The 12458-nt window shown below is 61.1% G+C and carries 11 protein-coding genes; 3 read left to right on the top strand and 8 right to left on the bottom strand.

Going from position 1 to position 12458, the window contains the following annotated elements; all coding sequences use genetic code 11:
• Window positions 1–47: 47 nt before the first annotated feature.
• From HU743_RS14175 to bioB, 8 genes are all read right to left on the bottom strand, one after another.
• The gene (locus tag HU743_RS14175; RefSeq protein ID WP_186631457.1) at window positions 48–1337 is read right to left on the bottom strand and encodes a GGDEF domain-containing protein; all 1290 of its coding nucleotides are present in this window, start codon (window positions 1335–1337) and stop codon (window positions 48–50) included.
• A gap of 191 nt (window positions 1338–1528) precedes the next feature.
• Window positions 1529–3334, bottom strand: a complete 1806-nt coding sequence (locus HU743_RS14170; RefSeq protein ID WP_186649292.1) for a phenylacyl-CoA dehydrogenase — start codon at window positions 3332–3334, stop codon at window positions 1529–1531.
• 274 nt (window positions 3335–3608) lie between these two features.
• On the bottom strand, window positions 3609–3905 hold the full coding sequence (locus HU743_RS14165) for a pyrroloquinoline quinone biosynthesis protein PqqE (RefSeq protein WP_186649289.1): 297 nt from the start codon (window positions 3903–3905) through the stop codon (window positions 3609–3611).
• A 108-nt stretch (window positions 3906–4013) separates the two neighbouring features.
• On the bottom strand, window positions 4014–4694 hold the full coding sequence (gene bioD, locus HU743_RS14160) for a dethiobiotin synthase (RefSeq protein WP_186550851.1): 681 nt from the start codon (window positions 4692–4694) through the stop codon (window positions 4014–4016).
• Entirely contained in the window at window positions 4691–5500 is an 810-nt protein-coding gene (gene bioC / locus HU743_RS14155) for a malonyl-ACP O-methyltransferase BioC (protein WP_186649287.1), read from the bottom strand. Before bioC ends, bioD begins: the two co-directional genes overlap by 4 nt.
• Window positions 5493–6224: an alpha/beta fold hydrolase gene (locus HU743_RS14150; RefSeq protein ID WP_186649284.1), complete on the bottom strand. Its 732-nt coding sequence runs from the start codon at window positions 6222–6224 to the stop codon at window positions 5493–5495. Before HU743_RS14150 ends, bioC begins: the two co-directional genes overlap by 8 nt.
• A complete protein-coding gene (gene bioF, locus HU743_RS14145) occupies window positions 6217–7395 on the bottom strand; it encodes an 8-amino-7-oxononanoate synthase (RefSeq protein ID WP_186649281.1) in 1179 nt (392 codons plus the stop codon). Before bioF ends, HU743_RS14150 begins: the two co-directional genes overlap by 8 nt.
• Before the next feature lie 159 nt (window positions 7396–7554).
• Complete coding sequence (gene bioB / locus HU743_RS14140; protein ID WP_186550843.1) at window positions 7555–8610, bottom strand: biotin synthase BioB; 1056 nt, start codon at window positions 8608–8610, stop codon at window positions 7555–7557.
• A gap of 90 nt (window positions 8611–8700) precedes the next feature.
• On the opposite strand from bioB, the gene HU743_RS14135 reads away from it, so the two are divergent.
• From HU743_RS14135 to HU743_RS14125, 3 genes are all read left to right on the top strand, one after another.
• Window positions 8701–9435, top strand: coding sequence for a ComF family protein (locus tag HU743_RS14135; protein ID WP_186649279.1), 735 nt, complete (start codon window positions 8701–8703; stop codon window positions 9433–9435).
• 184 nt (window positions 9436–9619) lie between these two features.
• Entirely contained in the window at window positions 9620–10384 is a 765-nt protein-coding gene (locus HU743_RS14130; RefSeq protein ID WP_186649276.1) for a TOBE domain-containing protein, read from the top strand.
• Between the two features lie 70 nt (window positions 10385–10454).
• Window positions 10455–12356: a PhoX family phosphatase gene (locus tag HU743_RS14125; protein ID WP_186649273.1), complete on the top strand. Its 1902-nt coding sequence runs from the start codon at window positions 10455–10457 to the stop codon at window positions 12354–12356.
• Window positions 12357–12458 lie beyond the last annotated feature (102 nt).

The following is a 12458-nucleotide window of genomic DNA, read 5'->3' as shown; positions in this document are numbered from 1 at the left end:
ACCACGCGCCACAATCACTGTGCGGACGCTGAATGCGCCGTCATCACTCAACCCGCAGCGGTGTCCATGCGTACCGCGCCGCGGCGGTTCTGCCCGAAGGCCATCACGCAGTTTCGCCCGGCACCCTTGGCGCTATACAACGCCTGATCGGCCGACTTGAGCACTTCTTCCGGAGTGCGCTGCTCGACGCGTTCGGCAACGCCAATGCTGACCGTCACCGACACGGCGCTGGCCCCGCTGCCACTGCGGCGCTGGCGTCCTTGCTGGTCATCCTGCGGGCGGTTTTCCTGATTACGCAATTGAATGCTGTAGGACGCAATCGACTCACGAATCACTTCCAGATGCGGCATGCACTCTTCTAGAGTTTTGCCTGCGAACACCAGGGCAAATTCCTCGCCGCCATAGCGATACGCCCTACCGCCACCGCTGATTTTCGACAACTTGCTGGCGACCAGACGCAGGACCTGATCGCCGACATCGTGGCCGTGGGTGTCGTTGAATTTCTTGAAGTGGTCGACGTCGCTCATCGCCAGCACGTAGTTGCGACCCAGGCGCTGCATACGCTCGTTGAGGGCGCGACGTCCCGGCAGACCGGTGAGCTCGTCGCGGAAGGCCATTTGATAGGCTTCGTGCGCCACGGCCGCCGCAATCATCAACATCACCTGGCTGCACATGATGTTCAGGGTGAACGGCAGGATGAAGGTTTTCGGCAGCATCCAGAACACCCCGAGCAAGCCCACCAGTTGGGCTGCATGCAGGGGACGCGGGTTGCGCCAGTACTGCCAGGCCAACAGCAGAAATGCCGAAATGAACACCGGATAGGAAAGCTGGATAAGGCTCATCCACGCCCCATGCAGCGCCGGCCAGCGAATCTCCGAGAGCCAGAGCAGCAACGCCTGCGGGTAACTCTGCTCGAGTCCCAACGCAACGCTGCCGAATGCCAACAGCACGGCGAACCGCGCGACCATGTCCTGGAACAGATGCGTGCGTTCCTGCCATGCCGCGAACAGGCCAAACAATAACGGCAACAGCAGGCAGACCAGATGAAAAACCACCGCCGCGTCTTCGCGGACCTTGCCGTGATCGCGATAAAAGTCAGTCTGGGTGTCGAGCAAAAAGTAGGCAATGTACACGGTGAGCATCAGAAACAGCTCGCGCTGGCGTCGGTAGACCGCGCAATACGCACCACCCAGCAGCAACACCAGCGTCGGCAGCACGTTGAATAGAGAGGTGAAGAACACGCTGAGGTCTTTGACGTACGCAGCCGCCAGCCCCGCGAGCAACAACAGCAGCGATGGTAGGAAATGGCTGAAACGTACAGCGGAAGAACGCGGCAAGGGTAAGCTCCGACCCGTCATATCAAAGAGATGGCATTGTGCCTGCAAAGCGCAGTTAAGCACATACAATGTGATGCAGATCACATGCAGCCTCTTTAACGGCCGAAAAGCTGACTATCTGAGCGATTCATTAACAAAAAAAACCGCTGCCCCCAGTGGGAGCAGCGGTTTTCATGAGACAGCGCTAAGGCTTAGTAGCCCAGTGCGAAGTCTTCTTCCTTCATGTCCATCAGGTTATTGGCGCCCGACAGCATAGTGGCCACGTGGGTACGGGTACGTGGCAGGATGCGCTGGAAGTAGAAGCGCGCGGTTTGCAGCTTGGCGGTGTAGAACGCCGGGTCGCCTGTGCCTTCTGCCAGCTTCTCGGCTGCCACACGCGCCATGTCGGCCCAGAAATAAGCCAGGCAGGCATAGCCGGAGTACATCAGGTAGTCCACGGAGGCCGCGCCGACTTCCTCGCGATCTTTCATGGCCGCCATGCCGACCTTCATGGTCAGCTCGCCCCACTCCTTGTTCAGTGCAGCCAGCGGCGCGACGAATTCCTGAACGGCTTCGTTGCCTTCGTTGGTCTGGCAGAACTTGTGGACGATCTTGGTGAAGCCTTTCAGAGCCTCGCCCTGGGTCATCAGCACTTTACGGCCCAGCAGGTCGAGTGCCTGGATGCCGGTGGTGCCTTCGTACAGCATCGAAATGCGGCTGTCGCGAACGTTCTGCTCCATGCCCCACTCGGCGATAAAGCCGTGGCCGCCGTAGATCTGCACGCCGTGGTTGGCGGCTTCGAAACCGACTTCGGTCATGAACGCTTTGGCGATCGGCGTCATGAACGCCAGCAGTGCGTCGGCTTTCTTTTTCTCTTCTTCGTCGACGCCGTATTTAACGATGTCGACCAGCTTGGCGGTGAAATACACCATTGCGCGGTTGCCTTCGGCGAACGCCTTCATGGTCAACAGCATGCGGCGCACATCAGGGTGCACGATGATCGGGTCAGCGGCCTTGTCCGGCGCTTTCGGGCCCGTCAGCGAGCGCATTTGCAGGCGATCGCGAGCGTATTTCAGACCACCCTGGAAACCGATTTCGGCGTGAGCCAGACCTTGCAGCGCGGTGCCCAGACGTGCGGTGTTCATAAAGGTGAACATGCAGTTCAGGCCTTTGTTCGCCGGGCCGATCAGGTAACCGGTGGCGCCGTCGAAGTTCATCACGCACGTGGCGTTGCCGTGGATGCCCATCTTGTGTTCCAGCGAACCGCAGGTCACAGCATTGCGTGCGCCAACGGTACCGTCAGCATTCGGCAGGAACTTGGGAACGATGAACAGCGAAATCCCTTTGGTGCCGGCCGGTGCATCCGGCAGGCGCGCCAGTACGATGTGGACGATGTTATCGGCCATGTCGTGTTCACCGGCCGAAATAAAGATTTTGGTACCGGAGACTTTGTAGGAACCGTCGGCCTGAGGTTCGGCCTTGGTGCGCAGCATGCCCAGGTCGGTGCCGCAGTGCGGTTCGGTCAGGCACATGGTGCCGGTCCATTCGCCGGAAACCAGCTTGGTCAGATAGGCCTCCTGCTGCTCAGGGGTGCCGTGCTCGGAAATGGTGTTCATCGCGCCGTGCGACAGGCCTGGGTACATGCCCCACGACCAGTTGGCTTCGCCAACCATTTCGCTTACCGCCAGGCCCAGCGACTCAGGCAGGCCTTGACCGCCGTGCTCGACGTCGTGCGCCAGGCTTGGCCAGCCGCCTTCGACGAATTGCTTGTAAGCCTCTTTGAAGCCAGTCGGGGTTTTCACGCCGGACTCGCTCCAGGTGCAACCCTCAAGGTCGCCCACGCGGTTCAGCGGTGCCAGTACCTGCTCACAAAACTTGGCGCCTTCTTCGAGAATGGCGTCAACCATGTCCGGAGTTGCGTCTGCGCAAGCCGGAAGGCTCTGATAGTGCGCTTCGTAGCCGAGCAGTTCGTCACGAACGAAGCGAATATCACGCAAGGGGGCCTTGTAGTCAGGCATAGCGATAAACCTCTGCTGATGTAACCGGGAATGAACGACCGCGTAGATTTGTTGTGACGGTCAAACAGTTGTTTGAAACATACGTTTACGCCGAAATCTTGTCAAGCGTCGATCTTTTGCCGTTCGTCTTCGCCTTTTTCAAACGCCGGACACAGCAAACCGCCGCAGGCTCGGACGAGCCACGGGCGCAGAGAGAAGATTAGTTGAGCAAGAAGGACTTACCACGAAAAACGCCGCGACAAGGCGCGGCGTTCAATCAGCAGCAGACGAAACGTCAGGCAAACGTATCGATGATCGTACCCAGCACTTCGTCAGAGGCTTTGACGACTTTGACACCCAGCTCCGCCTGGAGCTTGCCCTGGGACATCTCGATGACGTTGCTGGCCAGGTCCGACTGTTGCGCACGATCCACACCGCGCAGGCGATCGACCTGAACTTCGGACGACTGGCTGGTCACCGAGCGTTCGATGGTGTTGTTGGCAATCTGGCTCGCGGCCTGATCGACGCGGTTCTGTCCCGACTGAATCGAGCTCAGCCCTGCATAAAAAGCGGTGTTGCCGGAGATTTCCATCGTCGCTCTCATCCCTGTAAAGGATCACTGGCGGCCATTGAAGCAGACGCGCCAGAAAAACGCCCGTCAAAAACACTAATGGCACAGTGCCTGTTCATAGCGAAAACCTTAGTCGAGCAGATCCAGCTGTAAATACTCGGCCACCGCTTCGGCACTCGGCGCCTTGAGTTTCGGCACCCGGCCCAGGCAAGGTGCGGGAATGCGCTCGGCCAGAGTCGCAAGGTTTTCCTCCAACCGCGAAGTCTTCGGATCGATGATGTTTGCCACCCATCCCGCCAACTGCAGGCCGTCGCGGGCAATCGCCTCGGCCGTCAGCAACGCATGACTGATACAGCCCAGCCTGACGCCTACCACCAAAATCACCGGCAGCTTCAGCGCAATCGCCAGATCCGACAAATTATCCTGGTCCGCCAACGGCACCCGCCAGCCCCCCGCGCCTTCAATGAGGGTGAAGTCGGCATTCATTGCGAGAATCGCGCGCATCGGCGCCAGCAGCGATTGCACGGTCAGCGCCACGCCCGCTTCCCGCGCCGCCAGATGGGGAGCAATCGCCGGTTCGAACGCCACCGGATTGACCTGTTGATAAGTCAGCGGGATCGAACATTCGGCCAGCAGCGCCAGCGCATCGGCATTGCGCAGGCCTTTTGGCGTGACGTCACAACCGGAGGCCACCGGTTTGCCCGCTGCGGTACTCAATCCTGCCGCACGCGCGGCGTGCAGCAACCCGGCGGCGACGGTGGTCTTGCCGACATCGGTATCAGTGCCAGTGATGAACCAGGCTGCGCTCATAGCGGTTTCTCCAACACGGCGTAGACCACCTGATAAGTCGCCGGCAATCCCGACGCCTCACGGAAACGTTCATAAGCCTCGACCAGACCGAGAATTCGCGCTCGCCCCGTCAACCCGCCCGGCCGCCCCGGATTCAGATTGTGCGCGCCCAAGGCTTTCAATTCATGGGTCAGGCTGCGCACGTCCGGGTAGTGCAACACGTGAGGCTGATTATCCAGCTCTAACGTGCGCAAGCCGCTGGCCGCACACAGTTGCTCGTAGCGAGCGAATTCACGAAAGCGGTTGACGTGCACCCGCCCATCGACCTGCCGCCAGCTATCGCGCAACTCAATCAGCGTCCCCGTACAAAGACTGGTAAAGGCAAAGATCCCGCCCGGTTTCAGCACGCGAAACGCTTCGCCGAGTACCGCCTCGAAATCCTCGCACCACTGCACCGCGAGGCTGGAGAAAACCAGATCGCAGGTCGAGTCGCGCAAGGGCAATCGCTCTGCATCCCCTGCGATAAAATGCTCGGCGCCGCCGACAGGCCGCGCATGCCTGAGCATGCCCTCGGCAATATCCAGCGCCAAACCGTGACCCTTGGCAAAACGCGAGGCCAACGCGCGAGTGAAATAACCGGTGCCACAGCCCAGATCCAGCCAGCGCGACGGCTGCAATGCCGCCGGCAGACGCTGCAGCAACTGGGTACCGACATCACGTTGCAACTCGGCGACGCTGTCGTAGCTGGCCGCCGCACGGGAAAAAGAAGCCGCCACCTGGCGCTTGTCAGGCAAGCCACCCGGTTGTCCAAAAGACAAATCAGTCATCACCGCACTCGTGTAGAAAAGCCTGGATCGCACCCGCCACTCCGTGTGGGTCCTCCAGGAGAAACGCATGACTGGCCTGTTCGATCAGACCGATTTCAATATCGGGCAACAAGGCGAACAACGCTGCCGCCGCCTCGGCCGGCACCAGCGCATCGAGGCCGGCAAACAGATGAAACTGCGGACCGCGAAAGCCCTGCAACGCTGCACGGGTGTCGAGTTGCGCAAGCAGTTCCAACCCCGCCAGCAGCACATTTGCCGTGGCGTTCTGAGCGCCGCCGAGGAGCAAGCGCGACAAGCCCCGCGGGTCTTCCGCACCTTGGGTGCACAGCAACGCAAAACGTTTGAGGGTCAACCGAGGATCGGCGCTGCACCCGGCGAGAAACGCCTCGAATGTCGCCCCGGACATCGCGTTCGGCCACTGTTCATGAGCGACGAAGGACGGATTACTCGCCAGCGTCAGCATGCCGCAGCAGCGCTCGCCGCGCTGCGCCGCCAGCCCTGACGCGAGCATGCCACCCAGCGACCAGCCACCGAGCCAGACATCCTGAGGGATGCGCTCATCGAGTTCATCGAGCCAGTCCTGCAGGTCACTGGAGTCCAGCTCCGGCAACGGTTCGATGTCGACCTGCAGATGTTCATCGAGTCCCCGCAGCGCCGCCGCCAAGGGTTCCATCGGCGAGACACCGAGGCCCCAGCCGGGCAGCAGAATCAGGCGATTACGCATGGCAGGGCTCCGATGACAGTTGGGCAAAGCAATCGGCCAGTCCTTCTAACAATAGCTGCACCTGCGCCTCGCTGTGGGCGGCGGTCAAGGTCACTCTTAAACGCGCGCTGCCGGCGGGCACGGTCGGTGGACGAATGGCCGTGACCATCAGCCCGCGCGCGCGCAGCATTTGCGACAACCGCAGCGCACGGCCCGCGTCACCGATCATGATCGGCTGGATCGGCGTGAAGCTGTCCATCAGCGCAAGCCCGATCTGCTCGGCGCCTTGGCGGAACTGGCGGATCAGTGTCTGCAAGTGCTCACGACGCCAGTGTTCAGTGCGTAGCAGTTCGAGGCTTTTCAGCGTCGCACAGGCCAGCGCGGGCGGCTGGCTGGTGGTGTAGATGTACGGGCGGGCAAACTGGATCAGGCTTTCGATGAGTTCTTCGCTGCCGGCCACAAACGCTCCGGCCGTACCGAAGGCTTTGCCGAGGGTGCCGACCAGCACCGGTACATCGTCCTGGCTCAAGCCGAAATGCTCGACGATGCCACCTCCGTTGGCGCCCAACGGGCCGAAGCCATGGGCATCGTCGACCATCAGCCACGCGCCTTTGGCCTTGGCCTCTCGCGCCAGCGACGGCAAGTCGGCGAGGTTTCCGTCCATGCTGAACACACCGTCGGTGACCACCAGCGTGTTGCCTGTGGCTTTCTCCAGGCGCTTGGCCAGGCTTGTCGCGTCGTTGTGCAGATAGCGATTGAAACGCGCCCCGGACAACAGACCGGCGTCAAGCAACGATGCATGATTGAGACGATCTTCCAGCACCGTATCGCCCTGCCCGACCAGCGCCGTGACGGCGCCGAGGTTGGCCATGTAACCGGTGGTGAACAGCAGCGCACGGGGCCGGCCGGTGAGATCGGCGAGCGCTTCTTCCAGGGCGTGATGCGGGCCGCTGTGACCGATGACCAGATGCGACGCGCCACCGCCGACGCCCCAACGCTCGGCGCCAGCGCGCCAGGCTTCGATCACCTGCGGATGATTGGCCAGGCCCAGATAGTCGTTGTTGCAAAAGGCGAGCAACGGCTTACCGTCGACTACCACTTCGGGCCCCTGAGGGGACTCGAGCAACGGACGCTGGCGATAGAGGTTTTCCGCGCGGCGGGCAGCAAGGCGTGCGGCGAGATCGAAAGACATGCAGGCCTCGATGTTCAAATGACACATATCCCTGTGGGAGCGGGCTTGCTCGCGAATGCTGTGTGACATTCAACGGTGATGTCGACTGGACTGACGCTTTCGCGAGCAAGCCCGCTCCCACAGGGGTTTTGCATTCCTTCAGAGGAATCCGCGCAGTTCTTAAACCGCAGCGTTATAGAACTGCTCGCTACTCTTCTGCTCGACCAGTGCCTGCTCGATCGCGGCCTGGTGAACCTCATCGGCGTGTTCTTCGCGAGCTTCCGGCTGGATGCCCAGACGTGCGAACAGCTGCATGTCCTTGTCCGCCTGCGGGTTGGCGGTGGTCAGCAATTTATCGCCGTAGAAAATCGAGTTGGCGCCAGCAAAAAACGCCAGGGCCTGCATCTGCTCGTTCATCGCCTCGCGGCCGGCGGACAGGCGCACGTGGGATTGCGGCATGAGAATGCGTGCCACGGCGAGCATGCGGATAAAGTCGAACGGATCGACGTCGTCGGCGTTTTCCAGCGGCGTTCCGGCGACTTTCACCAGCATGTTGATCGGCACCGATTCCGGGTGCTCGGGCAGGTTGGCCAACTGGATCAGCAGGTTGGCGCGGTCATCCAGCGATTCGCCCATGCCGAGAATGCCGCCGGAGCAGATTTTCATCCCTGACTCACGTACATAAGCCAGCGTCTGCAGGCGCTCGCTGTACGTGCGGGTAGTGATGATGCTGCCGTAGAACTCCGGCGAGGTGTCGAGGTTGTGGTTGTAGTAATCGAGACCGGCCCTGGCCAGCGCTTCGGTCTGCTCCTGATCGAGGCGACCGAGGGTCATGCAGGTTTCCAGGCCCAGGGCCTTGACGCCCTCAACCATTTTCAACACATACGGCATGTCTTTGGCTGACGGGTGTTTCCACGCCGCGCCCATGCAGAAGCGCGTCGAGCCGATGGCCTTGGCGCGTGCCGCCTCTTCAAGGACCTTCTGCACTTCCATCAGCTTTTCTTTTTCCAGACCGGTGTTGTAGTGCCCGGACTGCGGGCAGTACTTGCAGTCTTCGGGGCAGGCACCGGTCTTGATCGACAGCAAGGTCGAGACCTGCACGCGGTTGGCATTGAAATGGGCCCGATGCACCGTTTGCGCCTGGAACAGCAAGTCGTTGAATGGCTGTACGAAGAGTGCTTTGACTTCGGCCAGTGACCAGTCGTGACGCAGGGTGGCGGTGGTGCTCGCGCTCATGGGGAGTTCCTTGGTTATGCTTGGCTGGCGCTGCGGGAATGGAATACCCACAGGCGCTACACGGATGTTCGGCATATTTAAGGAAGACGCATGCACTGTCAACCACGTTACGAAGGTACGGTTTACATCTGTTTAAAAAACATACAGACCTGCCTGCTCTGCGATGAGCCCGCAGAAGCACAAATGCCAATGTGTGTGGCGTGTGAAAGCGAACTGCCCTGGCTCGGTAGCCATTGCCAGAGCTGCGCTTTGCCGTTGGCCGCAGACGGGCTGACGTGCGCAGAGTGCCTGCTAGAGCCGCCGACCTTTGAGCAGGTCGCCGCACCCTGGGTTTATGGCTTCCCGGTGGACAGCCTGATCACCCGCTTTAAACACAACGCGAAATGGCCGTTTGGTCACTTGCTCGCCGACGTTCTCGGGCAATACCTGCAACATCGCTTCGATGAAGGCTTGCCGCGTCCTGACGGGTTATTGCCGGTGCCGCTGGCGCGCAAACGCCTGCGTCAACGCGGCTTCAACCAGGCGGCGATGCTGGCGCGCTGGTTGAGTGTTTCGCTGAACTTGCCGTATGAAGAGCAGATTTTGCGGCGGATCGTGGACACCGATGCCCAGCAGGATCTGGATGCCAAGGCGCGCCAACGCAATTTGCGCAACGCCTTTGCGTTGGCGCCCGATGCCGATGTGAAGGGGCGGCATTGGGCGTTGGTGGATGATGTGCTGACCACCGGTGCGACTGCTCAGGCGCTGGCGCGGTTGTTGATGGATGCAGGTGCGGCGCGGGTAGATGTGTATTGCCTCGCCCGCACGCCGAAACCCGGCGCCTGAAGCCCACTAGACCCCCTGTAGGAGTGAGCCTGCTCGCGATAGCGTCGGCACTGCTTACATCTATGCTGATTGATCCACCGTCATCGCGAGCAGGCTCACTCCTACAGGTTTTGTGTTCGGCTTGACTCATGCGTTGCAAGTGGCCAACGTCCAATTCACCGCCCAAGTCAAAAGCGCCGCAGATATGTCCATGCTTTCTCTCTTGTCCCAACACATCGTCCGCCGCCCGCAGCGCATCGCTCTGTTGCAACACATCGCCGAACAGGGCTCGATCACCCGTGCGGCGAAGAGCGCCGGGCTCAGTTACAAAGCGGCATGGGATGCGATTGATGAGCTGAATAACCTTGCGCAGAAACCTCTGGTCGAACGTGTCGTCGGCGGCAAGGGTGGCGGCGGCGCCAGGCTGACCCTTGAGGGCGAGCGTGTGCTGCGCCTGTATCAGAAGCTGCAAGCCTTGCAGGCGCAGGTGCTGGAAGCGGCGGAAGACGCCAGCGATCTCGATTTGCTCGGGCGGCTGATGCTCCGGACCAGTGCGCGCAATCAGTTGCATGGCAGGGTCGTGTCGATTCAGGCACAGGGTCGCAATGACCTGATTCGCCTCGAACTCGCTGAAGGTCTGGGCCTCGACGCGCAGATCACCCACGACAGCACCGTGCATCTGGAATTGCAAAACGGCACGGAAGTGGTGGCGCTGATCAAGGCCGGCTGGCTCGAATTGCTGGGCAACGATCAACCGGCAGCGCCCGGACACAATGTCCTGCGCGGCATCATCGAAGCGGTCCTTGATGCCGAGGATGGCCCCAGCGAGGTTCGCATCTCTTTGCCCAACGGCCACACTCTTTGCGCCTTGGCCGAACCGCTGCATTTGCGCAGCCTCGGCCTGACTGTCGGGCAACCTGCCCAGGTGCAGTTTTCACCGTCCAACGTACTGATCGGCACGCCGCTCTGATCCGGCCTTGCAACAAAAACGTCATCGCCCCGCATTAAGGTGTTCGCCACAACCATGCAGGGAGCCTGAGATGAGCCTGTTAGAAGAAAACCAATCCACCGATCTGGAAAAAATCGTCGGCCTCAGCCGTCGCGGCTTCATCGGCGCCGGTGCCTTGTGCGGCGCAGCGATGTTTCTTGGCGGCAACCTGCTGAGCCGCAGCGCGCTGGCCGCCAGCGTCAGTGCCGGCACCAGCCGCTTGCTCGGTTTCGAGAGCATCCCGGCGGCAACCACTGACGCCATCAGCCTGCCGAAGGGCTACAAATCCTCGGTGCTGATCAGTTGGGGCCAGCCGCTGCACAAGAACGGTCCGGCCTTCGATCCGAGCGGCAACGGCACGGCCGCTGCGCAGGAAGTACAGTTCGGCGACAACAACGACGGTATGAGCCTGTTCGCTTTCCCTGACGACCGAAACCGCGCGTTGATGGCAATCAACAACGAATACACCAACTACCGTTATCTGTACCCCCATGGCGGCATGCCGCAATCGGCCGAAGATGTGCGCAAGGCGCTGGCCTGCGAAGGCGTGTCGGTGATCGAAGTACAGCGCAGGAACGGCCAGTGGCAGTTCGTTCAGGGCTCGCGCTACAACCGCCGCATTCACGGCAATTCGCCGCTGCGCATCAGCGGTCCGGCCGCCGGCCACGACTTGATGAAAACCGCCGCCGACAAGCACGGCAAAAAAGTCCTCGGCACCTTCCAGAACTGCGCCAACGGCAAGACGCCGTGGGGCACTTACCTGACCTGCGAAGAAAACTTCACCGACTGTTTCGGCAGCAGCAACGCGCAACAACAATTCGATGCCGCGCAAAAGCGCTACGGCGTCGTTGCCACCAGCAAAGACATCAACTGGCACCCGCACGATCCGCGCTTCGACATGGCCAAAAACCCCAACGAACTCAACCGTCATGGCTGGGTGGTCGAGATCGATCCGTTCGATCCACAATCGACCCCGGTCAAGCGCACCGCACTGGGCCGCTTCAAACACGAAAACGCCGCACTGGCCGAGACCAGCGACGGGCGCGCCGTGGTGTACATGGGCGACGACGAGCGTGGCGAGTTCATCTACAAGTTCGTCAGCCGCGACCGCATCAACCACCGCAACCAGAAGGCCAATCGCGACATCCTCGATCACGGCACCTTGTACGTGGCGAAATTCGATGCCGGCGACAACAACCCTGACCACCCGAAAGGCCAGGGCCAGTGGGTCGAACTGACCCACGGCAAGAATGGCATCGACGCCAGCAGCGGTTTTGCCGATCAGGCCGAAGTGTTGATTCACGCACGCCTCGCCGCCAGCGTAGTGGGCGCGACGCGCATGGACCGCCCGGAATGGATCGTCGTCAGTCCCAAGGATGGGCAGGTCTATTGCACCCTGACCAACAACGCCAAGCGCGGCGAAGACGGGCAACCGGTGGGCGGACCGAACCCGCGCGCGAAAAACGTCTACGGGCAGATCCTGCGCTGGCGCACCGATCGCGACGATCATGGCTCGAAGACCTTTGCCTGGGACCTGTTTGTGGTCGCTGGCAACCCGGGCGTACATGCCGGGACGCCAAAGGCTGGCTCGTCCAACATCACCGCGCAGAACATGTTCAACAGCCCCGATGGTCTCGGTTTCGACAAAGCGGGGCGCCTGTGGATTCTCACTGACGGTGATTCGAGCAACGCCGGCGACTTTGCCGGAATGGGCAACAACCAGATGCTTTGCGCGGATCCGGCGACCGGTGAGATTCGCCGTTTCATGGTCGGGCCGGTAGGTTGCGAAGTCACCGGCATCAGCTTCTCGCCGGATCAGAAAACCCTGTTTGTCGGGATTCAGCACCCGGGCGAAAACGGTGGCTCGACCTTCCCCGAGCATCTGCCCAATGGCAAGCCGCGCTCGTCGGTGATGGCGATTACCCGTGAAGACGGTGGCATCGTCGGCGCCTGATACACCCTCATCGCGAGCAGGCTCACTCCTACAGGGGAATGCGTTGCAAATGTAGGAGTGAGCCTGCTCGCGATGGCGTCGGCACAGACACCAACCCCCTCA

The organism is Pseudomonas sp. SWRI99, assembly GCF_014270125.1.
GTDB classification, from domain to species: domain Bacteria; phylum Pseudomonadota; class Gammaproteobacteria; order Pseudomonadales; family Pseudomonadaceae; genus Aquipseudomonas; species Aquipseudomonas hamedanensis.
Note: the sequence above shows the minus strand (reverse complement) of the source record. Positions and strands in the feature narration are given on the sequence as shown.

What these genes read in the sequence shown, in the direction of transcription:
- HU743_RS14150 (WP_186649284.1), bottom strand. Translation starts at nt 6,224, where the DNA reads ATGCGTAATCGCCTGATTCTGCTGCCCGGCTGGGGCCTCGGTGTCTCG.
- HU743_RS14125 (WP_186649273.1), top strand. Translation starts at nt 10,455, where the DNA reads ATGAGCCTGTTAGAAGAAAACCAATCCACCGATCTGGAAAAAATCGTC.
- bioD (WP_186550851.1), bottom strand. Translation starts at nt 4,694, where the DNA reads ATGAGCGCAGCCTGGTTCATCACTGGCACTGATACCGATGTCGGCAAG.
- bioF (WP_186649281.1), bottom strand. Translation starts at nt 7,395, where the DNA reads ATGTCTTTCGATCTCGCCGCACGCCTTGCTGCCCGCCGCGCGGAAAAC.
- HU743_RS14130 (WP_186649276.1), top strand. Translation starts at nt 9,620, where the DNA reads ATGTCCATGCTTTCTCTCTTGTCCCAACACATCGTCCGCCGCCCGCAG.
- bioC (WP_186649287.1), bottom strand. Translation starts at nt 5,500, where the DNA reads ATGACTGATTTGTCTTTTGGACAACCGGGTGGCTTGCCTGACAAGCGC.
- bioB (WP_186550843.1), bottom strand. Translation starts at nt 8,610, where the DNA reads ATGAGCGCGAGCACCACCGCCACCCTGCGTCACGACTGGTCACTGGCC.
- HU743_RS14135 (WP_186649279.1), top strand. Translation starts at nt 8,701, where the DNA reads ATGCACTGTCAACCACGTTACGAAGGTACGGTTTACATCTGTTTAAAA.
- HU743_RS14165 (WP_186649289.1), bottom strand. Translation starts at nt 3,905, where the DNA reads ATGGAAATCTCCGGCAACACCGCTTTTTATGCAGGGCTGAGCTCGATT.
- HU743_RS14170 (WP_186649292.1), bottom strand. Translation starts at nt 3,334, where the DNA reads ATGCCTGACTACAAGGCCCCCTTGCGTGATATTCGCTTCGTTCGTGAC.